This is a genomic window from Streptomyces sp. NBC_01465 (assembly GCF_036227325.1).
Taxonomy (GTDB): Bacteria; Actinomycetota; Actinomycetes; order Streptomycetales; family Streptomycetaceae; genus Streptomyces.
Window position 1 is genome coordinate 8,870,635 of record NZ_CP109467.1, and the last position, 22,055, is coordinate 8,892,689.

23 protein-coding genes are annotated in these 22,055 nt (G+C 68.9%); 3 read left to right on the forward strand and 20 right to left on the reverse strand.

From position 1 onward, the window contains the following. Window positions 1-35: 35 nt before the first annotated feature. From OG707_RS41150 to OG707_RS41235, 18 genes are all read right to left on the reverse strand, one after another. Entirely contained in the window at window positions 36-413 is a 378-nt protein-coding gene (locus OG707_RS41150; protein ID WP_329127261.1) for a DUF192 domain-containing protein, read from the reverse strand. Between the two features lie 17 nt (window positions 414-430). Next, window positions 431-3,985 (reverse strand): LysM peptidoglycan-binding domain-containing protein, encoded by a 3,555-nt coding sequence (locus OG707_RS41155; RefSeq protein ID WP_329127263.1) that lies wholly within the window; start codon window positions 3,983-3,985, stop codon window positions 431-433. A gap of 6 nt (window positions 3,986-3,991) precedes the next feature. Continuing rightward, entirely contained in the window at window positions 3,992-4,378 is a 387-nt protein-coding gene (locus OG707_RS41160) for a TadE/TadG family type IV pilus assembly protein (protein ID WP_329127264.1), read from the reverse strand. An 89-nt stretch (window positions 4,379-4,467) separates the two neighbouring features. Beyond that, window positions 4,468-4,920, reverse strand: coding sequence for a TadE family protein (locus OG707_RS41165; protein ID WP_329127265.1), 453 nt, complete (start codon window positions 4,918-4,920; stop codon window positions 4,468-4,470). Continuing rightward, a complete protein-coding gene (locus tag OG707_RS41170; protein WP_329127266.1) occupies window positions 4,917-5,342 on the reverse strand; it encodes a TadE/TadG family type IV pilus assembly protein in 426 nt (141 codons plus the stop codon). Before OG707_RS41170 ends, OG707_RS41165 begins: the two co-directional genes overlap by 4 nt. A gap of 60 nt (window positions 5,343-5,402) precedes the next feature. Then, window positions 5,403-5,591 (reverse strand): hypothetical protein, encoded by a 189-nt coding sequence (locus OG707_RS41175; protein ID WP_329127268.1) that lies wholly within the window; start codon window positions 5,589-5,591, stop codon window positions 5,403-5,405. A 31-nt stretch (window positions 5,592-5,622) separates the two neighbouring features. Beyond that, window positions 5,623-6,522 carry a type II secretion system F family protein gene (locus OG707_RS41180; RefSeq protein ID WP_329127269.1) on the reverse strand — a complete coding sequence of 300 codons (900 nt, stop codon included), beginning with the start codon at window positions 6,520-6,522 and terminating at the stop codon, window positions 5,623-5,625. Next, the gene (locus tag OG707_RS41185; RefSeq protein ID WP_329127270.1) at window positions 6,519-7,445 is read right to left on the reverse strand and encodes a type II secretion system F family protein; all 927 of its coding nucleotides are present in this window, start codon (window positions 7,443-7,445) and stop codon (window positions 6,519-6,521) included. The genes OG707_RS41180 and OG707_RS41185 overlap by 4 nt, the downstream gene beginning before the upstream one ends. Continuing rightward, window positions 7,445-9,049, reverse strand: a complete 1,605-nt coding sequence (locus OG707_RS41190; protein WP_329127272.1) for a CpaF family protein — start codon at window positions 9,047-9,049, stop codon at window positions 7,445-7,447. Before OG707_RS41190 ends, OG707_RS41185 begins: the two co-directional genes overlap by 1 nt. After that, window positions 9,042-9,866 (reverse strand): hypothetical protein, encoded by an 825-nt coding sequence (locus tag OG707_RS41195; protein WP_329127273.1) that lies wholly within the window; start codon window positions 9,864-9,866, stop codon window positions 9,042-9,044. The genes OG707_RS41190 and OG707_RS41195 overlap by 8 nt, the downstream gene beginning before the upstream one ends. 40 nt (window positions 9,867-9,906) lie before the next feature. Beyond that, a complete protein-coding gene (locus tag OG707_RS41200) occupies window positions 9,907-10,557 on the reverse strand; it encodes an SAF domain-containing protein (RefSeq protein ID WP_329127275.1) in 651 nt (216 codons plus the stop codon). A 112-nt stretch (window positions 10,558-10,669) separates the two neighbouring features. Beyond that, a complete protein-coding gene (locus OG707_RS41205; RefSeq protein ID WP_329127277.1) occupies window positions 10,670-11,422 on the reverse strand; it encodes an ATP/GTP-binding protein in 753 nt (250 codons plus the stop codon). Between the two features lie 92 nt (window positions 11,423-11,514). Beyond that, a complete protein-coding gene (locus OG707_RS41210) occupies window positions 11,515-11,904 on the reverse strand; it encodes a secreted protein/lipoprotein (protein ID WP_329127278.1) in 390 nt (129 codons plus the stop codon). A gap of 645 nt (window positions 11,905-12,549) precedes the next feature. Next, a complete protein-coding gene (locus OG707_RS41215) occupies window positions 12,550-12,744 on the reverse strand; it encodes a hypothetical protein (RefSeq protein ID WP_329127280.1) in 195 nt (64 codons plus the stop codon). 202 nt (window positions 12,745-12,946) lie between these two features. Next, window positions 12,947-13,249 carry a hypothetical protein gene (locus tag OG707_RS41220; RefSeq protein WP_329127281.1) on the reverse strand — a complete coding sequence of 101 codons (303 nt, stop codon included), beginning with the start codon at window positions 13,247-13,249 and terminating at the stop codon, window positions 12,947-12,949. Window positions 13,250-13,292: 43 nt separating this feature from the next. Then, on the reverse strand, window positions 13,293-14,243 hold the full coding sequence (locus OG707_RS41225; RefSeq protein ID WP_329127283.1) for a replication-relaxation family protein: 951 nt from the start codon (window positions 14,241-14,243) through the stop codon (window positions 13,293-13,295). Next, on the reverse strand, window positions 14,135-16,438 hold the full coding sequence (locus OG707_RS41230; RefSeq protein WP_329127285.1) for an ATP/GTP-binding protein: 2,304 nt from the start codon (window positions 16,436-16,438) through the stop codon (window positions 14,135-14,137). The genes OG707_RS41225 and OG707_RS41230 overlap by 109 nt, the downstream gene beginning before the upstream one ends. Continuing rightward, window positions 16,435-16,902, reverse strand: a complete 468-nt coding sequence (locus OG707_RS41235) for a hypothetical protein (protein WP_329127286.1) — start codon at window positions 16,900-16,902, stop codon at window positions 16,435-16,437. The genes OG707_RS41230 and OG707_RS41235 overlap by 4 nt, the downstream gene beginning before the upstream one ends. A gap of 334 nt (window positions 16,903-17,236) precedes the next feature. On the opposite strand from OG707_RS41235, the gene OG707_RS41240 reads away from it, so the two are divergent. The 3 genes from OG707_RS41240 (at window position 17,237) to OG707_RS41250 (ending at window position 20,162) form a co-directional block, all read left to right on the forward strand. Next, on the forward strand, window positions 17,237-17,587 hold the full coding sequence (locus OG707_RS41240) for a hypothetical protein (protein WP_329127288.1): 351 nt from the start codon (window positions 17,237-17,239) through the stop codon (window positions 17,585-17,587). 106 nt (window positions 17,588-17,693) lie between these two features. Next, a complete protein-coding gene (locus OG707_RS41245; protein ID WP_329127290.1) occupies window positions 17,694-19,070 on the forward strand; it encodes an IS1380 family transposase in 1,377 nt (458 codons plus the stop codon). A 651-nt stretch (window positions 19,071-19,721) separates the two neighbouring features. Next, the gene (locus tag OG707_RS41250) at window positions 19,722-20,162 is read left to right on the forward strand and encodes a hypothetical protein (RefSeq protein ID WP_329127291.1); all 441 of its coding nucleotides are present in this window, start codon (window positions 19,722-19,724) and stop codon (window positions 20,160-20,162) included. Window positions 20,163-20,487: 325 nt separating this feature from the next. Here the strand turns inward: OG707_RS41250 and OG707_RS41255 are convergent, their stop codons facing one another. Both OG707_RS41255 and OG707_RS41260 read right to left on the reverse strand, forming a co-directional pair. Further along, window positions 20,488-21,726, reverse strand: a complete 1,239-nt coding sequence (locus OG707_RS41255; RefSeq protein ID WP_329127292.1) for a pentapeptide repeat-containing protein — start codon at window positions 21,724-21,726, stop codon at window positions 20,488-20,490. An 82-nt stretch (window positions 21,727-21,808) separates the two neighbouring features. Next, window positions 21,809-21,967, reverse strand: a complete 159-nt coding sequence (locus tag OG707_RS41260; RefSeq protein WP_329127294.1) for a DUF6233 domain-containing protein — start codon at window positions 21,965-21,967, stop codon at window positions 21,809-21,811. Between the last annotated feature and the right edge of the window lie 88 nt (window positions 21,968-22,055).

Genomic DNA, 22,055 nt, shown 5'->3' on the forward strand with positions numbered 1-22,055 from the left:
GCGATGCCCGACGGAGAGCTGCCAGGCAGTGTCCGTCAGGGAGCAGGGACCGGAGCAACGCCGATCGACAGGGAAGTCCCCGCACCGATTCCCCAGCTCGCCATGGCGCCAGCTGCGGCTTCCAGGACGTAGCGGGCTCGGACTCGGGGGACTCCGACCCGGTTGGGCTTCATCGTGCGGACGTCGATGACCGTCAGGGTCTTGTCGACGTAGGCGACGTCGATGGCGAAACGCATCCGCAGTGAGTGAACGCTGGAGCTGGGGGCGAGGAGGATCGCCCCGTCGAATCCGGTCCGGCCGAGCAGGCCGCGGGTGCGGGCCTGGCGGGAGGCGGCTATCTCCAGGGGGATGTCGTGTCCTGCGCTGTCCAGGCGGGCGTGCCCGTCTTGCAGGGGATCAGGGAGGTTCGACATCGGGCAGCTCCGTGTTCTCAGTGATGGGTGGCGGTGCGCGGCAGCAGATCCTGCAGGAGTTCGGCGGTGTCGTCTTCCACGGTCACACCGCCGTCGATGCCGTCGTTGATGGTGCGCAGGCGATGGGCGGCATCCCTCAACGCGGCGATGTCCCCGGCCTGGTGGTGGGCGCGGAAGATCGCCCGGTGGAGGATTTCGTTGCTGTCGTCGGCGAGCAGCCCGCGGTGGGCCGCCCACAGGGCGCCGCTGGTGTCGCCGGCCTCGCGCCGTCGGGTGGACAGGTGGTGGGCGGTGTCCACGATCGCGGCGAGCATCTCCTCGATGTCGGTCGTGGCCCAGGTGTAGCGGGTGGTGTCGGTCGCGGAGAGCGGGCGCCCCCGTACGAGGGAGAGCGCACGGCGCAGCGCGAGATCACCGTCTTCGCCACGGTCCGCTTTCCCTTGGAGAGCAAGGTTCTTGAACTTCTCCCAGTCGCTGGTGACATTCGGGCCGAGGCGGTAGCGGCGGTCGGGGTTGTCCTGGATCCGGGGGAAGTTGGCGCGCCCGAGCCATGAGCGGGTGCGGCTGATGACGGGATCGCGGCGCTGCTTGCCGCCGACCTGGCCGGGCCAGAGCGCTTCATCGATCTCGTGGTGGTCGGCGCCGGGGTGCAGCGCGAGGAAGGTGACCAGCTCCAAGTTGATGCGTTTACGGCTGGGGTCGACACGTCCCTGTTCCCCGTCGATGCGCAGCGGTCCGAGCAGCGACAGGACCGGCCCCGGCCCCTCCACCATGACCGATTCCAACACGGGGCTTTCTGCGCCCGCCGAGGCCTCGGTCACGGCCTGCGCGGTTGGCGCGGGGGCGGTGACACTGACCGCCTGCAGCAGGGGAGCGGCATACGCACTGGTCAGGGGGAGCACATCACCGGGAGCCGCGGGCGCCGCCGCGGCCGAGGCCTCGGGGTCGTCGTTGAGGACTTCGGCGAGCGAGAGCCCGGTCGCGGGCTCCTTCTTCGCCTCCTCCGGCGCGCCCGTTGCATCTTCCGCCGCCTCCTCCACGTCCCGGTCTTCTGGTTCTTCCGGGTCGTCTGTGCCCAGGAGGTCCTGCTCGAGTTCGGCGTACTCGGTGGGCAGGGCGCCCTCCTCCTCGTTCGCGTACGGGTTCTCCCAGACCTGGGGCGCGGGCTGGGCCTCGGTCCACGCGGGGGCGGGCACGTCGGTGTCGCTCGCGGCGAGGGTGAGCAGCTCGATCGCGTCAGCGAAGTGGCTGTCGCTCAACCCTTGCAGATGCACCGGCAGTCCGGATCCGGGAAGCACGACCAGCTGATCTGCGCCCTGGCAGTCGAGCGTCCAGGCGCGGCTCGCGGACAGGTCCTGGGTGGGGGCGGCGGTCACCACCGCGCCGGCGGTGCGCGGCAGCGAGGAGAGCGCATCGAACAGTGCGGTGACCGCAGTGGGGTCGGCGACAGCGGTGTCCAGGTCCTGGGCGAGGACGACGTGCGGGGTGAACGCGCCCCCGGTGTCGTCCTGCAACCGGGCGGCTCGCAGGGAGTTGGCGCCGATGGTGGTCAGGGCGTGGCGTTGCTCGGCGGTATGGGCGGCGAGTTCGGTGACGGCCTGGCCCATGTCCTGGGTGCGGGCGACGCGTTCGGGAGCCGCTGCTTCCAGGCCGGGTGCGGTGGTTCCGAAGGCGGTGAGCTCAAGATGGTCCGACAGCGGGGTGTTGGCGAGTTCAACGGAGATGGCCTGCAGAACGTGCCGGGCCAGGTCCACGTCGCCGGCGAGGTGGAGGATCCCGACGTGCTCGAGGTCGATGAGGACCAGATGTCCCTGGGGGTCCCAGCCGAGCGAGACCAGGGCCGGGTAGGGGGCGCCGGTGGTGGTGAGGGCCTCGGCATCTGCGAGGTCGGGGCTGGTGGCGGTGCAGGTCCACAGATCCTGGCGGCCGTTGGTGGCGGTGAAGGGCTTGCACGGGGTCGTGTCGGCGGCCAGGTGGAGCTCGATGCGCGCATCGTGGAGAACGACCGCTTCGATGACGGGTAGTTCACGTCGGACGCTCGCGAGGTTGAGGGCGAGCGTACGCAGCGCGGTGTCCAGAAGATCGAGGGGTTGTTGGACCGCGCGCAGCGACTGCTCGGTGGCGGCCGCGCTCCCGGTGGGCATGGGGATGCGCCGGCCGACCCGGCGGCGGCGCTGCTGCAGCCTGCGCCGGGTGGCCAGCGTGCCGACCAGGGCGGCCGCCAGCACCCCGGCCCCAAGCCACAGGGTGGCCGGGGCCACGGACTGCTCGCCGTCCTCCTCGGCCGCCCGGGCTACCGGCACCGGGGTGCGGTGCGCGCTTTGATCTGGGGTGGAGGAGGCTGCTGGAGCGGGGGCCGGGGAGGTTGCCGACGGCCCGGCCGTACGGCTCGGGGCCGGACCGGGAGTGGTAGTGGCCCTCGCGGAGGGCGAGGACGGGGGAGCCGTGTTCTGGCGGCTGCCCGAATCTGGAGCCGACGGCGCGGTCGGGGTGGCCTTGTCCTGGTCCGGCGTCTGGGTTTTGGGAGGGTGCGTTGGGCTGTGACCGGTGCGTGGTGCGGGCGCTGTGGTGTGCCCGTCCTGCGGAGGGATGACGAGATGTTGGCCCGGGAAGATCAGATCAGGATTCCCGCCGATCACACCCTTGTTGGCGTTGTAGATCTTCGGCCACTTGTTGGCGTCGCCGTACGCGTCCTCCGCGAGGCCCCAGAGCGTGTTGCCGCTACGGACCGTCTCCTCCGTGGTGTGAGCGGAGTCGTTGCCGCTCTCCACAGAGGACAGCTCCTCCTTCTCCTTGTGGTCCTTGCCCGCGTCCTGCACGGGGGTGGCCGACTGGTGGGCAGAGGCCGGGGCCGTCCTCGTGGCGGCTGCGGCAGTTGTCGTACGGGGGGCCGGGGGAGAGGTGGTGATCTGGGGGCGGGCGTCGGCGGGCAGCTTGATGACCGTTCCGAGCGGCAGGTAGATGTCCCCGCCCTGGAGTTCGGGGATGTCGGGGTTGAGGGCGGCGATGTCCTTCCACCGTTGTCCGTTGCCGAGGGTGTCCACGGCCAGGCCCCAGGGGGACTCGGTCGTGGAAGTGACGGTGTGCGTTGGCCAGGCGGTGCTCTCCTCCGAGGACGCCGTCGGCGAGGTGCTCGTTGTGGTGCCGGGTGTCTGGTGGCCGGCGGACTGGGTCACTGCGTGTGCTGGGGTGGAGGTGGCCGCGGAGGCGGCGGTCGGGGCGAGCAGTACGATCGCGCCGACCAGGAACGAGGCGAAGGACTGCAGGCCGCTCAGGCCCTTGATGCGGGGGGCGGAGCGGCGGCGTGCGACGGCTACGACTTCGACCAGGGCGGAGAGGGTGAAGGCCGCCCAGGCGGCCCAGCCGATGAGGGTGACGACGACCAGGAGCAGGGTGCCGTCGTCGCGGGACATTAACCCGGTGCCGCTGCCGATGAGTTCGGCCGGCTGGTGGCCGATGGCCAGCAGCACGTACGGCACACCGCCAACCAGGGCGGCCAGCACGGCGAGGCCGAACAGCGCGCGGATGAGGAGGCCGAGGGTGCGCAGGGGGCCGGGGGTGTGGTGGGCCACAGGGGTTCAGCCTCCAGCGTGGGTCTGCAGATGGGCGGTTGCGCTGCCGGTCACGTTGATCGTCGGCTTGCCCACCAGCGGGGCGAACAGGGTCTTGTAAGTGGTGTGGACGGTCACGGTGAGGGTGGTGCCCCCGCCGGTGATCTGCACGTCGCCTTCTACGTGCGCGGCCGCCAGGTAGTCCTGGGCGGCGGCCTGCGCGGCCTGGGGGTCGATGGTGATCGCGGTGCCCTCGATGGCCTGGGCCGGGTCGAGTTGCTGGCCTGCGGTGCGGGCGGCCTCTTGGGCCAGCGAGGTTGCCCGGTTGCCCGCATTCAACGCGCCGCCGCCGTCGACGAGCAGCCCCAGCACCATGAACAGGGCGACCGCGACCACGGCGAAGAACACCGACATGGAGCCCCGCTCCCGCTCGCCTCTCGAAACCGCGGTGCGGTACCGGTTGAGGAAGCTGAGGAAGCGTCGGGGTGTGTGAACCGAAGGGGTCACTGTCGCCCCCGATAGGTGTCCAGGGGGCTGGTCCAGGATGCGGTGATCGTCTTGGATCCGGGCAGGCCGGGCAGGCCGATGTCGGAGAGGTCCGCGGTGCAGGCGATGGTCGCGGTGACCGTGGCGTCCTGGCCGATGTCCAGGGCGTATCCGGCGGTGTCGACGACGACGCTGGTGGTGCGGCAGGTGATCCCGTCACCGTCCAGGCTGCGTGCGGCAGCGGCCTGGGCCTGCTGCTGGGCGCTGCCCGCGTCGCGCTCCAGGGAAGCGGCCCGTGCGGCGGAGCGGGCGGCGCTGTCCACGGCGCCCTTCGCGTCGGTGATCCGCCCGAACGCGATCATCAGGCAGAGGATCGCGATGAGGCAGGGTGCCAGGATCGCGACCTCCACGGAGAAACTGCCCAGGTCCCGGCCGCTCCGCGGGTTGAGGAAGCGCGCGAGTCGGCTCACGGGTTCGTCCACCGCTCGAGTGGGGCGTCCGCGTACTGGGTGACGTCCAGTTCCAGGCCGGGGACGAGGGTGGCGACGTGCCCGGTGACGGTGATGCGGATCTCCACGGGGGTGCTGCCGTTCGCGGAGACCTGGGCGCCGCGCACCGAATTCCCGAACCGGTCGAGGAACTGCCTCGCTTGGGCGACACCGTCGGAGTTGGTGGCGCCGAACTGTCGCCCGGCGTCGACTCCCTGGCGGGCCGCGGACTGGGCGACCTTGCGGGCATGGAGGTAGAGGCCGACCTGGATGGTGCCGACCGCCAGGATGAGGACCACCACGACGAGGATCGCGAGCTCGACACTGCCCGCGCCCCGGTCCCCGCGGGCCGCGAAACGGGCCCGCAGCCAGGCCCACCGCGTACGGTGCGCTGTCCGTGTCATGGAGCAGATCCCCGTTCTCGTCGATGCGGTGCGATGTGGCGCTGTACGTCCTCCCCGGGGTCAGCCGGCGTTGATGATGCCGATCTTCTCCCCGACCTTGGTCTTGATGGCGACCAGCACGAGACCGGCCACGACGACCAGCACGGCCACGATCACCGCCAGCTCGGTTGTCGACTGCCCCTCATCACGGGCGGACTTGAGCTGCTCCCACCGGGCGCGCAGCAGTTGGGTGAGGACCTGAATACTCATGTGGATCAACTCTCCTTGCGGGTGCGGTGGTTCAGCTGTCGAGAATGCTGTTGGTGATCGGGACGATGATGAAGACGAGCATGAGGACGACGCCTGCGATGACGGGCAGGATCATCGTGGTGGAGGCCGCGTTCGCCTCCGCCTTCGTGTCGGTGAGCAGCGCGATGCGCAGCTGGCGGGCCTGGGCCTGGAGGGTGGTGTAGACGGCGGCGCCGTCCCCGGCCAGGGCCAGAGTGTCGGCGGGGCGGGCGAGTTCGGGGATGTCGAGTTCTTCGCCGAGCTGCTTGAGGGCGTCCCATGCGGTGACACCGGACAGCTCGGCCTGGTCGAAGACCTGCCGGATCCGCACGAAAATCCACCCGTCGCCGACCTCAGCGGTACGGGTCAACGCCTGGGATGCGGCAGATCCGGCGATCCTCGCCAGGGCCACGCGCTCCAGGTAGGAGGCGACGGAGTGGCGTACGACCAGGCGGGCCGTGGCCGCATCCCTGCGCACGTCGCGTCCCGGGGCCAGCCAGAACATGACCGCCAGCCCGAGAGAGCCGATCACAGGGATGGACAGCGGGAAGGGGCTACCAGTCAGGAGCAGCATGCCCTGCAGCAACTGCGGGGCCAGCAGCCCGAACACGGCGGCCAGTACCCGCTTGCCCAGGTGCGCGGCCGGTGAGATCCGCAGCAGGTTTAGGTCCTTGTACGGCAGCGTGATGGAGGTGCCGGTCTCGGCCAGCAACCGGGAGCCGACCTTCTCGGCCAAGGATCCGGTGCCGGGCACGGCGGTGGGGGACAGGGCGGAGCCGGGGGTGAAGTTCGCCGCGTCCAGGCGGTGCAGGGCGGCGGCCAGGTCCGGGCGGGCAGGCCAGGCGGCCCCCACCGCGAGCCCGATCAGGACGCCGCTCGCAGCGGCGGGCAGCACCACATCAAGGGGGATCATCGAAGGCCTCCGGCGGGGACAAGGAGTGCACCGGCCGACCCGAGCGGGTCCAGGAGGCGAGGGTCGGGCTGGGAGCGGGCAACGCGCCGCATCCACACCAGCGTTCCGGCGTAACAGCAGCCCAGGACGGCGAGAACGATCTGCCCCAACGGGGTGCTGTACCACGCAGACCAGGCCTGGTTGAGCATGCAGCCGACCACGACCAGGGTGATGACGACGGAGTTCATACGGGCGGATTTGCGGACCTTGGCCCGGTCGGACTCCACGGTGCGGGCGTCGGCGGCCTGCTGGTCGATGGTGACGGCGAGGGCCTCCAGGGCGTCGGCCAGACCGCGGCCCTTGTACACGGCGTGCGACTGCAGCAGCAGCACCACGTGGTCGACGACCCCGTCGGAGAGTTCGTCGGCGAACAGGGCGAACGCCTGGTGGGCGTCCATGCGGCCCGAGCCGAGGCGGTCGGCGAGCGCCGAGACCTGGGGGGCGATCGGGGCCGGGGCGGTCTTGGCGGAGGACCGTACGGTCTGCACCAGGGAGATGCCCGCAGTGTGGATGCCCGCCAGGTGGTTCAGCCACTGCGCGAGGGCCTCCAGGCGCTCGATCCGCACCTTCGCCGACCCGCCCGGATGCCACACATACGGGGCGCCGAGCACCGCCCCGCCCGCGATCAAACCCTGGACCGGCCAGCCGGTGTACGCCCACACCACCAGCGTCACCACGCCGGCCGCCCCCAGCAGGTGGCGCCAGCGGCGCTGCCACTTCTCCGGCAGCTCGGTCTTCGCCCGGTGCAGCCGCAGCGCAAGGCGGGCGGGGGGTTTCGCCGGGTCGGGAATGCGGCCGCGGATCTCGCGCACGGCCAGCGCCGCGGCGGCCACCGCGAGGACCGCGAACAGTGCGGCGTACAGGGCCAGCTGGGAGGTGGTCATCAGGGGCCGACCTTCTGCAACGGCGCCCGCCACGCGCCGTGCGGGTTGTCGAGCAGCCATGCGCGGTTGAAGCCGAAGGTGTTCCCGTACTGATCGGTGAACCGCGAGTGGTCCTCGAGCTCGTCGATGAACGTCGGCATCTGCTGATACACCGCCCGGACTTCTTTTCCGGCGGGGGCGAACAGCTCGGTGGTGATGGCCCGGCCGCTCTCGCCGACCTCGTCGTGGACCTCCAGGATGTGACTGACGTAGCGGTGCTTGTGGCCGCCGTACTTCAAGTCCGACCAGTCGTAGGCGAGATAGACGACGACGTCGACGGCCGCAGCGATCAGATGGTGGGCTTCGGTGTCGCTCATGCCCGCCCCGGTGCACAGCTGGGACAGGCGGTTGATGATGCCGCGCGGGCGCCGTACGTGAACCGTGCACATCGAGCCCGATCCGCTGCCCGACATCGAGTCGAGCATCGGCTTGATCTCCTTCGAGCGGACCTCACCGACGATCACCCGGGTCGCGTTGTACCGCAGGGCAACCTCGAACAGGTCGGAGATGGTGACCTCTCCGGCAGTGTCCCGCTCGCCGTTGGAGTGCCGGGCTTCGAACGCGAAGGTGGGCGGTCCCGGCATGGGGCCCGGCTCGTCCAGGTACAGCTCCCGGTCCGATTCCAGCGTGACCAGCCGCTCGTCCTCGGGGATTTCCCGGCCGAGCGCACGCAGCAACGAGGTCTTCCCGGCGCCCATGCCGCCGACGATGAGGATGTTCATCTTTGCCTGCACACAGGCCCGCAGGAACAGCTCCAGCATCGGGTTGAGGGTGCCCCACTGCACCAGCTCGGGGATGCCTTGGTTCTGGATGCGGTGCTTGCGGATGACGACCGAGGGCCGGGAGGTCAGCAGGGAGGCGGTGACCCGGGACCCGTCGGGCAGACGGAATCCGGTGGAGGGCCGGCTCAGGTCCAGGCTGCGGTCGCCGTGCCCGGACAGGCTGGCCATCCGGTCCACCCAGGCGAGCACCTCCTCATGCGAGTTGGCGATCTTCTCGATGACCCGCCGCGGCTTGTCGTAGTACTCCACCATCGCGCGCAGCCCGTCGACCATGACGTCTTCGACGCCGTCCTCGTCCAAGAGGGACTGCAGGCGGCCGCCGCGGTAGATGGAGTCGTAGACCGCATTCGCGATGCGGGTCTCCTCCTCGCGGGCCAGCGGAACGTTCTCCGACGCGTACTCCGACGCCCAGGCGGCCACCACTTCGGTGGTCACCGCGCGGGCGTAGGCCCGCCGGTCGTCCTTCTCCATCTTGTTGTTGGGGTCGCGCTGGCTGACCTGGGTGGAGACCTTCTTCTGCAGGTCCTGGATGATGTCCCAGCCCACCGGAAGATCGCCGGGCAGGTCGGCGAGGAGCGGCACGGCCCCCGGGTCCGCCGACACCGTGTCCGCCGCCGGCAGCACGGGCGTTGCCGGTCCTGCGGTCGGCGGCAGGGGAGGAGCGGCGTGCTGCTCGGGCGGGCGCAGCCGGTCCAGTCGCTGGGTGAGCATCGCCGCGAGGTCGCTGCGGTCCATCGGGGCGCTGTGCCCGTTCACGCCGGGCTGCTGGTATCCGTTAGCCATGGCTCTGCCCTCCTCTGCTGGGGTGGGTGAGACGTTGCAGGACACCGTTGGGCTGCGGGCTGTACTTCTGCTGGGTGTGCCGCGTAGAGGCGGCCGCGGAGATCTCCTCGCTTGCGGTGCGGGCACTGCGCAGCAGCGGGCTGTGGGCATAGCCGCGCGGCGGCGTTCCGCCGCCCGACAGGTAGGCGGCGGTCTCCGCATCCCAGGGCAGGCCGGCCACCACCGGTGTCTGCAGGGCGGCGGCGACCTGGTGGGTGCGGTAGGGGCCGCCCTCGATGACCAGCAGCCCCAGCGCATCGGAGCCGTTGCCGTGCTCCTGGAGCTCGGCGCGCAACGGCTTGATCAGATGGTGGGCCAGCGACAGCGAACGGTCGTCACTGCGGACGACCATCAAGACCAGGTCGGCCCGGTGCAGCAGCGGGGCCGGCGTGAGCGTGGGGTGCAGGCGCCCGGCGTCGAACACCAGGCGCCCGGCGTCCACGTACACCTCGTGCCCGCCTTCCTCGGTCATCCCGTCCAGCAACTCTGCCAAGTTGCCCCAGGTCCCGGCCAGGGACGCGGCCTGCGTGGGGTCGGTCAGCCCGGGCAGAACCTTCCGGTACCCCGCCTCGTCCATCGCCCACAGATGCGAGGCGAAGGCGTTGGCGAGGTGGGCCGGGCCGATACGGTCGGCGGCCGCCAGGTGGGACAGACCGAAGCCGGCGCTGAGACTGCCCTGCAGATATCCGGTGCGGATCGTGCCGCCGGCCGGATCGCACTCCGCGAGTAATGTGGTGTTCTTCGAGGCCAGAGCCAGCGCGAGAGCGGAGACCGTCACGCCGCACGACTTCGCTGAGACCAAAGCGGTTACCGGCATCTCAACTGCTCCGCGGCTGACGGACCAGTGCGATGCGGCCCAACGCGGCGCGGGTGGCCAACAGCGGCCCGTCCGTGGGGGAGACCGCGAGGTTGACCACGACCGTGCCCGACGCGTCCGGGCGCGACACCGACACCACCGTCGCCTCGAGCGAGGTCGGCGGCGCCTCCGCCTTGTCCGGGTCCGGGGTGTCGCCCTGGGCCGGAGTGGTGACAGCGAGGACCTTGTCACCGGGCTGCAGCGTGCCCGCCGGGGCCTGCCCGCGCTTCACTTGCACACCGACCTGCTGCTGCTTGTCACCCAGCCCGGATCCGGTGGCGAGCTGCGCGAGTTGCAGCAGACCGCCCTGGTGAAGGTCGACGGCGGGGCGCCGTCCGATCAGCGCCGCCTTCTCGGAGGCCGGCACCGGGGACAGGACCGCGTCCGCCGACACCTCCGCCACCACCAAATCCCCATCGCTCAAGGCCTGTTCGGCGGGTACGTCGCGGGCGATCGCCAAGACCGGGACGCGGTTGCTCGAGGAGGTGGCCAGATACACCGCGCCGAGCGCGGCGACCACGGCCAGGACGACACACAGCGCGACCACCGACCAGCGGCGCTCCCGTTTGACGGTGGGCGGCGGTGTCGTCGTGATCGGAACGTCCGTACGCACCGGCCCTTGTGGCGGGCGTGGCACCGAGGGGGCGGGAACGGGGGAAGTCATGGCGGTCAGTGCCCTCTCGAACTCGGGGTGCCTGCTCTGCACAGTTGTCTCTGGCGGTACATCAGTTGAGGACCTGCACCTCGGCGACCGTGATGTCCACGGCGCTGTTGCGGACCTCGGTGAGTACCCCGTTCTGGCCGCCGCCCGTCCAGTCGACCGTCCACGTCGACGTCGCAGTGACGTGGAACTTCCCAGACGGGGTGGTCGAGGAGGGCTGGGTGTAGTGATGACCGCAGTCGGGGGAGGGGCTCTTGCCGTACGCCGCCTTGTAGGGAGTGCCAGCGGTGGTGCAGGTGACGGACTTACCGTCACCCATGTCCCACACGATCTTCGACACCTGGGCGATCGCCGTCACGGTGACCGCGCCAGCCGTCGCGGAAGCGACGTTGGGTCCGTACGTTTCCTTGTTCTTCGCGGTCCACAGGTAGACCGGCATGCCGACCACGCCCTTGCCGCCAGGCTTGGGCGTGATCCCGATCTCGGCGCCGCGCAGCAGCATCTTGTCCACCGCCTGCTGCGCCAGGACCGCCGGGTCGACCTGTCCCGCAGGAGGGTCGGCGGACCAGATGTTCGTGACGGTGACCATGCGCTTGTTGTTGTCGTAGATGCACGACTTCTCGTACACGGCACCGTCGCCCGGCTTGTGCCCCTCCCAGTCCAGGCTCCCCGCTCCGGGCTGCGGATCGACGAGCTTGTAAGTGCAAACCCACTTGCTGGTGTTCTTTGAGCTCCCGGTCTGCTGCGCAGAGTCGCTGCCACCAGCTTCTCCGGGCGTCTCGGCTTCGACGCACAGGAAGCGTTGGCAGTCGTGCACTCCAGTCCCCGGCTTACCGTCGGCGTGTGCCTGACCGGCGGCTATGAGTACCGCTGGGGCCAAGAGGCCTAATCCGAGGGCCTGCCGAAAGGTCAGCATGCCTGCCCCTTCGGGTCGTTTCTGGTGACCTTCCACCCCTCAGGAAAGTGCTCGACCGTGGCGACGATGACGTACTTCGTGAGCCGCGTGGACGGAAGCGACGCTGGCTTTTTGGTGGTGGCGTTGATCGCCTTCCACTGGGAGATGTCCAGGCAGCTGGAGATGACCACGTTGGGGACTTGGCGATTGAGGTTCGCTTGAGTGGCGGTCGGGTTGTCCACGACGACGTGCCCGACATTGATGAGATGGCGGTCGTGGGCGCTCTTAGCGTCCACGTTGGCCTGAAGCAGGGCGTTGGATGCGGCGTACTTCTTGAGGTTCGCCTTTTTGCCCGTGCTGTCGGCGTAGAGGACCTCCATCTCCTGCCAGAACTGCTTGTACACACCGATGGCGGTGATCTTGGCTGCCTCGGTGGGGTCAGTGGATTTCGTGGCGGAGGCTGTTGTGGAGGGGGACGGGCTGGGGTCTTTGGCAACGGAATCTCCACTTCCAGAGCTGCACCCCGTGACTGCCGCGAGCGTTCCAACTGCGAAAAGCAATGTCATTATGCGTGTGCGGTTCCGGTTGCAAACCTGTCCACGCCTCTGTCGTGTTGACTGTTCCACTACGCCTCCCCGTACGTTGCCCCTGTCGGGCCCGTCACCTGCTTCTACTGCACTACGTGATCAGTCCGTAGCGGAAAAGTCTGGGTGCCGTGCAACTGCACACGCTACGCAAAGTTTGGCCAACGATGCACCAGGTTCTGACAGTTGGCCGAAACCCCGTGACACATATCGCGCACCAAGGGACACACCGGTAATGCCTCTCTCGGCATCTAGTCAGTCCGCTCCTGGCGAGTGAGCCCGGCGGCTGGAATGGATCGTCCGTGCACACATTTGAATGGCGCGATTCCGCATAACGTTGGTGGCTCGGTCCTTCAGATCACGATCGGGGCTGACTCTGCAGGCGGCACCCGATGTGTGCTCAAGAAGCAAGGTGATCTGTCCGTGGAGTGGGATTTCGCGGGGTGCGAGTTTCCGTACTTTCCGTCACAGGGGAAGTACGGGCTCCAGGAGCAGGTCGTCTATCGTCCCGGTGCCATCCGTCTGGTGCTTCCAGCCTTCCAGGACGTGATGGATGACGGAGCGTGCCATCAGCCGGTACTCCTCGGTGCAGCGCTGGCGTTGGGACAGCCCCGCGAGCATCCGGGTGTGGCAGAACACCGCCATGAATTCTGCGATCACCGAGGGAAGCACCCGCGGCATCGCGTCCAGATCTGCGCAGGCGGCTGGCACGCAGGACGGAGGCTGAACAGCGCGGGGCGTAGAAGGCCTCCGTGGGGTGAAGCGCATCAGGTGCTCCTTGAGATCGGTTGGCGTTCTTGGAAAGAGAGGAAGGAGCGCTGGCGGGGTGCGTATGGCACCTCCGTCTCCGCCCCCCCCGGGGTCAGGTGGGTGTGCTTGCGGACAGCTCGGCCGGCTGTTGTGCGGGGTGGGCGTCGGTGATCTGCGCGAGGAGGTGGCGGATCTGGGCGAGGTTCCCGATCACCCACTGGCTCATCCGGTCAGTAGGCACCGTGCCGCCGTGGGGGAGCCGGTGCCCGGCGGGCGTTCCGGCGAGGTGCTGGGCGCGTTCGAGGTGGCTCGTTACGGCGACCAGTTCGTTGATCAGCGGGGATTCGAGAGTGGTGAGGTGGCGTACGAGCGAGCAGTCGGCTGCTTCGAGCGGGCGCAGAGTGTTTATGGGCATAGATCCTCCTGGTTTGAGAGTCGGGCGCATCCGCAGCGGCGGGTCAGGCGGCGGAGGTACTGGTGGACGACTGCGGGCGCAGGAGTGCGTCGGTGAGATCGCCTGGTCCAAGGACGGGGGTGAAGATCGGGGCGAACGGGCCCTGGCTTTGGAGCTGTTCGAGAGTGGTGACTCCGGCGCGGAGCGTGCCGGCGCTCAGTGCGGGGTCGGCGGCGGCGAGGCTGCGCAGGTCGGCGATGCGGCGGGCGAGCCGGGCTGTGGAGGCGCCGGTGAGGACCAGCAGGAGGCGGGGGAAGGTGGGGTAGCGGGAGCGCCAGGCTGGGACGGTTGAGGTGCGGTGTACGGTGCGGGCCCCGCGGCTGGCGGTGAGCTGGGGAGTGTGGCCTTGGTAGGCGGCGTAGGCGTGGAGTTTTTGGGCGAGGCGGGCGACGGTCATCTGGGTGCGGTCGACCTCGATGAACAGGGTGAGCAGGGTGCGCTGGGCGGGGGTGGTGTGGACGTAGTGCAGGACGGCGTCGGGGATCAGGGTGAAGTCTTCGCCGGGGCGGGTGTCGTCGCGGTAGGGGTGGGCGACTTCCGGTGACCAGTCGAGCGGTCCGCATTCGTGGCCGAGCGTGCGGGCCCATTCGGTGAACGCGAGGCCGGTCTCCACGGTGGCCAGGGTGTGTTCCTGCAGGGGACCGGCCGCGGCCTCGGCGCTCATGCGGTAGGGGCGTGCGGTGAGTAGCCCGGTCGCCTCGACGGCGGTGGCGCCCTTGTGGGTGAGCCACCACAGCAGGTCGCTCTGGCCGTGGAGCCGCCGTGCTGCGTAGTCGGCCATGCCGGCGGTGCGGATCTGGTGGAGCTGGCGGCGCAGGTACTCGGCCCGGCTGTGGTGGGGGGTGATCAGGCGGTGGAGCTGTCGGGTGGAGACCAGGCGGTGTTGGTAGAGGACGTCCATGGCGTGCTGGCCGATGGACCCGACGCCAGCAGGTGCGGGGTGTGCGTAGGGCATGGCAGGGGCCTTTCCGCTGGGTCGGTGAGCGTGGTGGGGTCGCCGCTGTCGCCCGCGGCGGGGCGCCCGGTGTGGTGGGCGAGGATGAGCTCGTCCAGTTCCTCGAGGTCGGTGAGGATCTCGCCGACCGGGCGGCGGCGCAGGTTGCTGTCGATCGCCGCGTCCAGGTCGGGAATCCCGGCCGGATTCTTGTACTTCGCGAAGATCCGCTCGACCGGCAGGCCACGCACCCGAAACGGGGTGGTCGGAACGCCGTCCAGGGTCACCGACATGACGTAGTGGTACTTGGGGAGTTCAGTGATCGTCTCCGCGGTGACACGGCCCTTCCACCGTTTAGCGATGAAGGCCGCCTCGTCGAAGTCCGCGGCGCAGGTCGAGAGCATCGACTGGTTCTGCAGCAGCGCCTGACGCGTGATCGGAGACAGGCGCAGCACCATCTGTGTCATGCCAGTGAACCGCACCTCGTACTTGCGCAGCTGCTCGGCGATCGCGGCGAGGAACCCTTTGGAGGAGGAGTCCACAGCGGTCAGTTCATCACCCCAGGAGAAGAAGGTGCGCCGCAGCTCGCGGGGGGTGTCCTGGCGTGAGAGGCCAGCGCGGTGCAGGTCATGAATGAGCAGGCACGAGACCAGGGCGTCGGACTCCGACCCGGAGGGGCACACGAACACCACCCGGCCGGTGTCCATCGCTGTGCGCACGTCGTAACCGGAGCGCGGGTTGCCGAAGAACGCCTGTAATGCCGCACTCGTATCGAGGCGGTCGATGGCATAGGTCACGGTGGGCACAGCGTCGGAGGCCAATCGGGGGAAGGTCTGCTCCCAGTACGCCCGCACCCTTCGGGGCAGGTGCGGCAGCAGGACCTCGCGCCATCCGTCATCGGTCAGCCACGTCCGCACCTGAAAGAGCGTGCACTGCAGATCGGGCCGCCCCTCGCCGACGGCCTTGACGTTGAGCAGGGCAAGCGCCTGCGCGGTGCGCGCCAAAATGGTGCGGGCCCTGGGCGCGCTGTCACCCCAGTTCTGGGCAGCGGCGATGCCCTCCGTGACAGACAGCACGATCTTCTGCACATCACAGGACCTGCGGCCCTCCATCGACAACGGATTCCACGACACCACCAGCTGGTCCGGCTCAGCCTCGGCCAGATTGATCTCCCACACCCGCGACTGGATATGAGGGTGCGCCAGATACGGCTTGGCTCGCGCCCATGCCTCACCGTGCGGATCCAAAAACCAGGTCCCGAACCCGTTATGCGCGAGAGCGATGGCCGCCACGAGGGCCTGCTCCGTCTTGCCGTGACCGGACTTCCCCAAGGCCAGTCCGAACAGATAGTCCTGCACCCGGGCGGCGCCAATCCGCTCGCGCCCGTCGGGGTAGGCGACCGCACCAAGCGGAATCAGCCCCGGCTGCCCGGTATACACGGGCAGGGTTGCCGGAGCCGGTGGCACCTGACCGCCAGAGCGCACCACCCCCGCACCACCACACCGCACCGTGGGCGGCTTCAGGAAGGCAGCCAGCTCGCGCACGGTGATCCACTGCCGGCGGCGCGGAGCGAACTCGCCTGTCTCAAAGCGCCGTTCAAAGCCTGCGACGGCCCGGCGGGTCCGCGGCTTGTGAGGGCGTAGATAGTTCTCCTCTGATGTGGCCGCAAACACCGCCAGAAGCTGGTGCATGCGCTCCAGCGCGGCCTGCGGGTGCCCGGCCTCGGTACGCAGCAGCAGCTGCACGGCGAACACCGCACCCGCACCCGGCTCGAACTTCCCCATCCCCTGACGCACATCGGTCATCCGCGGCACCCGCTCGCGCGACCTGGTCTTCGCTCTACCTCCCGACCAGGCCGAAGTGAACGACTCCAGCAGACCAATCCCACTGAGGCCGCCGCTGATTTTCATGCCGTAAGCGGAAGGACCGCGGCGCTTGGCGGCCGCGAGCAGACGCCGACGGCGACGGGCAAGCGGCCTCTCCGAGATAGGGATCAAGTCCAGGACGACATCGGCGCGCTCGCCGTCCTGGGTCCGCACACTGCAGAGCGCCGTCGCCAACTGCTGCAACGGATCGGGGTCAAGCCCCAGCGCAGCCAGCGGACGCTGATCAGGCAGCGCCAGCACCAGCTCGGCACGCTCGACATACCGGCGACGTGCAGGCGCCGATGCAGGGGCGGCGGCGGGTTGCGTGAAATCCACGATCGCCGTGGTCACTTCTCCCCCCGAACCGAAGCAGGGAGCGTGAACGTGACGGGCTTAATGTCACGACGGGAACGCGCCGAGCGCACCTCCACCTCGGCGAAGCCAGGCATCGCCAACACCGCGTCAGCCGCGGCTGGCCCCTCCAAGTAGCAGTGCATCCGCCCCGCCTCAGCGCTGTAGCGCAGCCGCACCCCGGCCCCGCGGGACGGAGTCTTGCCCACCGCATACCGCACCCGCCCCAAATGGCGGGCCCAGCGGGCAACCTCGCGCTCGCCCGGGTCGAACGTCGAGGTCGGGACCAGTTCCACACAGACGCGACCGGCAAGGGACTCCTGTACTCGCCGCGCCCCAACCCAGGTGCGCCAGACCCAGACGATGCCCCCGAGCAGGACCAGGGCGGCCAGGATCGGGGAGGACCAGGCGATCCAGTGTGCGGTCTCCAGAACCAGGCCGCCCGTACGGGTTTCGATGATCACGACGCAGGCCGGTGTGCTGTAAGGGCGGCGAGGGTGTGCTTCATGCGCGGGGCCTCCATGAGTGCGGGGATTGCTTCCCTTTCACCCGGCCCAAGTCAGGCGCGACGCGACGCTCAGACACTCACCCCACAACAGTGACCGCACCGTGATTTAGGTGGTGGTACGGCGTAGGACCTGCTCACCTGAGATCTCCCTGGCGTTTCCGATGCCGCTACAGGCACGCACCCGTGGGAGCGGCAGCCGGACATGGCGAAAGGTCGCCACCGTGCGGCCCTTCGCCATACAGAAACGCCGCCCGCCGCCAGCTGGAGTTGATCCAGACGCAAGCCCACCGGTGCCACATCACGTGCACGTCCTGCTCGACTTCGTGCACGTGGCCGAGTACGTCTGGGCAGCGCCCCACTGCTTCCAGAAGGTGGGCACGCCCAAGGCCGAAGCCTGGGTCGCGGGCCACCTCACCACGGTCCTCCGCGGGCAGGCCGACCGAGCCGCCACCGAGATCATGGCCGACGTCTGGCGCGTCGGCTCCGTGAACCAGCAACTCCTGCACGATGTGCGAGATCTGGCGCTCACCTGGGTCGAGGTCGTGGACTCACCCGACCGCATGGACGCCGCCGTACACGCCCTCACCGAGCCCGCCGACCCCGACCAACTCGACACCGGAGTTAGCCTCGCGCTTTCATGAAGCGGGCTGTCCGACGGGTGGTCAGAAAAGCAGAAAGTGCCCCTGACCAGCGAGAATGAGGATTGTTGAGGCCCTTGTTCCCGCCACCGTCGGAGGCACTTCCCAGGTGAAGAAGAGTAGCGGGTCGTACCCGCGCGTTCGCGTTGAGGGCAACGGTCGCGGGGTGGTCTCGCAGGCGGGGGCGACGCTACTGGTGGAGACCGTCCGCAAGACCGGGCTGGATCAGGCGATATCGACGGCCCTGGCTCCGTGGCGAAAGCCGCGGGCGGTGCACGATCCGGGGAAAATCCTGCTCGATATGGCCCTGACGGTCGCACTCGGCGGCGACTGCCTGGCCGATGTGGGCATGCTGCGGGCCGAGCCGGCTGTGTTCGGTGCGGTCGGCTCCGATCCCACGGTCTCCCGCCTCATCGACACACTCGCCTCGGCCGGGCCGAAGGCCCTCACCGCGATCCGCACCGCGCGGGCGCACGTCCGCGAACGGGTCTGGACGGTGGCAGGTCCGGCGGCTCCGGACGCGGGCGGGCAGGTGATCGTGGATATCGACGGGGTGCTGGTGCTGGCGCACTCCGAGAAACAGGACGCCGCTGCGACCTGGAAGAAGACGTTCGGGCACCATCCTTTGATGGGCTTCGTCGACCACGGAAGCGGCGGCAGCGGGGAGCCCGTCGCCGCTCTGCTGCGGCCCGGCAACGCGGGCAGCAACACCGCTGCCGATCACATAGAGGCCGCCCAACTGGCCCTGGCCCAGCTGCCGAAGAAGTACCGCCGCGGGCGCCAGACGCTGATGCGAACCGATTCCGGCGGCGGCACCCACACGTTCCTCGCCTGGCTCGCGAAGCGCGGCAGGTGGCTGTCGTACTCGGTCGGGATGACCATCACCGACGCCATCCACCACGCTGTCCTGCACGTTCCCGTCTCCGCCTGGACGGCCGCCGTCGAGCCCGGCAACGAGATCCGCGACGGCGCCTGGGTCGCCGAGCTCGACGGCGACGTCCTCAGAGGCTGGCCGAAAGGGATGCGGCTGATCGTCCGCAAAGAACGTCCGCACCCCGGCGCCCAGTTGCGGTTCACCGATGCCGACGGGCTGCGGCTCACCGCGTTTGCCACCAACACCACCAGCGCCCCGATCGCGGAACTCGAACTGCGCCATCGTCAGCGGGCCCGCGCCGAGGACCGCATCCGCAATGCCCGCGCCACCGGCCTGCGCAACCTCCCCCTGCACGACGCCGCACAGAACCGGATCTGGCTGGAGATCGTCCAGCTCGCACTCGACCTGCTGGCCTGGATGCCGATGCTCGCCCTGACCGGCAAAGTCCGCAGGTGGGAGCCCCGCCGACTGCGGCTGCGACTCTTCTCGGCCGCCGCCCAACTCGTCACGACCGCCCGCCGCCGGCACCTGAGATTCGCCCGCCACTGGCCCTGGACCGACATCATCACCGATGCCCTGGCACGGCTCGAAGCCCTCCCGAACCCAGGCTGACCAACAGCGCCCCATCCCGACGAGCAGCCCCACCCCGACCGGAGACGTGGAACCCGGCGCCCACCCGACGCGACAGCCGGGCCACGACCCTGCCCAGCATTACGCGAACAACCCCCAACGGCCCACCAGTTGACCTGATGAGCCGTCACGAAAGATCGAGGTTAGCGCCCTCAACGACAAACGGCTCGACGGGCGGCGCTAAACTGCGCGTTACGGCCCCATGAAGGAAACGGGCCAACCCGCTCCGATTTCCCTCGCTGTACTGCTTTCCGGCGCGTAAAACTTGAATCTGCGAGAGAGTGGCAGTGCACACACTGATGGTGTGTGCAAGGTGAAGAGGAGCGCCGACTGCCGGCCCCAAACCATGGCCGACGCCCCTCCCAGGTCCCAGTTGCTAGAAGTGGTTCCAGATCGCGATCGCAAGTTGGATCACGGGGAGCCAGACCTTCCAGCGGCTGGGGCCTTTCCCTTTGCGGTTCTTACCGCGGCGTCCCATACGGGCCTCCTGTTCTCCGTCACCCCGTGCCGCACTGTGCACTTCGAGGGTGGCGGGAATCGGAGGTCCGTCATCGACGCACTCCAGACGATACGGAGGCCGCACGCCTCACACGCCCAACTCGTGGGAAACGAAGGCTGCTTGTGGGTAACGACATGACCGCAAATCCTGAACTGAGCGCACAGATGCACGGATGGACCATCGTCATCGCGGTGGTGATGCTGGTCATCGCAGGGGGAGTTGTCGCGTTCGCCGCGAGCAGCGGAGGCGGGGACGGTGTCGGCGGTGTGTCCTCGCGCGAGCAGCAGAACGAGCAGATCAAGGGCGAGGCTCAGACCCGCATGGACGAGTTACACCGCGTTCAGGAGCGCGGGCAGAGTGTGGGGGAGCAGATGCGCAACGCGCGTCTTCGCCGTGGAGGCTTCACCCGGGCGGAGGCCTTGCCTTCGGAGGCGGATTGTGACCAGCAGTGGGATTCCCTGGACCTGGCGGAGGAGTTCGGTGACGAGCACCGCATCGACTTCGTCTACAGCTGCACTCACGACGTGAAGCTGGCGCAGGTGGACGCGGGCGGGACGATCGTCGAGGTGGGCTGAGCCTCTACTCTGGTCGGAGGCGGGCGCGGGGGCGTGCAGTCCTCGGAGGCCCGCGGTGCGCATCCGCGATGTTGTGATCGACGTCTGGTCGTGGCTCAACTACAAGCCGGTCATGGCGAACCCGCGCAGGCCGGGCGGGCCGCTCGCCGAGCTGGCTTCCACGTGGGTTCCGGATGAGGACCTGCGCCGCCTGGCCGCGTACAAGCTCCTCGCCGGGTACGACCAGGGGCAGGCCGGGCAGCTCGCAGTCGCCGCCACCGGGGATGAGTCGGCCCTGGAGCGCCGGGAGTTGGGTGACGAGGCCCTGCACGGCTCACTCCTGTGCCTAGGCAGGAGCTGGCGGACCAGGTGTCTCGCCAGGTTTGAACTTCCTACGCGCGCGCTCTTGAATGCGCTCCTGTACAAGGGGAGATGCGTGCAAGTACTCGGGCAGTTTGGTTGTGGCGTAGAGACGAGCGGAGCAAATCTGAGCGGGGCCGTCCAACCGCGCGTCGGTGAGGTCTGTACTCGGGAGGTCGGCGTTGGTGAGGTTGGCGCCATCGAGTTGGGCGCCTGTGAGACTCGCGCCAGGGAGGTGTGCGCTGCTGAGGTTCGCGCCTCTGAGGTACGCGTCACTGAGGTTCGATTCTCTGAAGCGTGCGCCGGTGAGGTCCGCTTTCATGAGGCTCGCTTCTACTAGTTGGGCAGCTTCGAGGTCTGCGTCCCTCAGGTTTGCGTCGGTGAGGTTCGCGTTGCTGAGGTTTGCGAGCCTGAGGTCTGCGCTCCGGAGGTCCGCGCCGCTGAGGTCCGCTTCCTGTAGGCGTGCGTTCCTGAGGTGCGCGCCGGCGAGGTTGGCGCCTCTGAGGTCCGTCCCCCTGAGGTCCGCGGCCTGGAGGTTGCTCCCCCTGAGGTGCGTGTCGGTGAGGTTGACGCCTCTGAGGTCTGTCCCCCTGAAGTCCGCGCCGTTGAGGTCCGTTCCGCTCAGGTTCACGAGCGGCGAAGGGCTGCGTGGTGGTCGTCGGCCGATGACGTCCAATGCGGCTTGAACATCTTGCGCTGGTCTGCCCACCGTGCTGCCGCCTGAGGTACTGATGGTGGCGGAGGGTGCTGAGGCCCGGACGAAGGCTGAAAGGATCGCAAGGACGGTGGGGTGGTCCCGTTCGGACTCGTGCATGTTGCGTTCGAGCGCGTAGATCCCGCCGAGGCGCTGAGTCAGGCTGTCATTCGACGCCAGCAACTTGACTGCGTCTACGTAGCGTTGATTGATTTGCCCTTCGGTGGCGGCCTTTTCTTGCTCGGCATCGCGCTTGCGTGTCTGCTCAAGGGTTTCAGCGTCGCGATGACGTGTGTGCTCAAGTGTGCGGTGTGTGTAGTACAGGCCGAGAGCGGCGATAGCACCGGCCCCGAGCGCGACAAGAGCCGTACGGACGCCGGTGATCACCACGCCGTCGGCGGGTTGGAGGTCTGAGCTGCGGAGGTGGTCGCCGTCGATCCACCAGGGTCCTTGCCACAGCAACAGGGCGTACCCGATCGACGTGAGGGTGAGTGCTGTGGTGAGGGCGGGCCGCTTCAGCCACGGTTTCATGATGGGCATCATGCTCGCGTTGGTGTCCCGGCGGCCGTGGTTCGTGGAACTCAGAGCAGAATCTGAGGTTCGGACGGGGCAGTCAGTCGACGATGCCGAGCGCGGTGTCCGGCCGGCACACGACACAAGCCGTGACGCTGCCCTCCGTCAGGGCGCGCCGAGCTGCCTCAGGGGTGGTCGGCTGGGTCCCGAAGTTGTCGGCGCGGGCGAAGCAGTCCTCCGCCCCGTGGACCACCCTCACGCCTTACTCGGCTTCCGCAAGGACGGCTGGCCCATCCACCCCATCCTTGGCGCCGATGAGCGCGACCCCTCCAACGACCCGTCCCCGC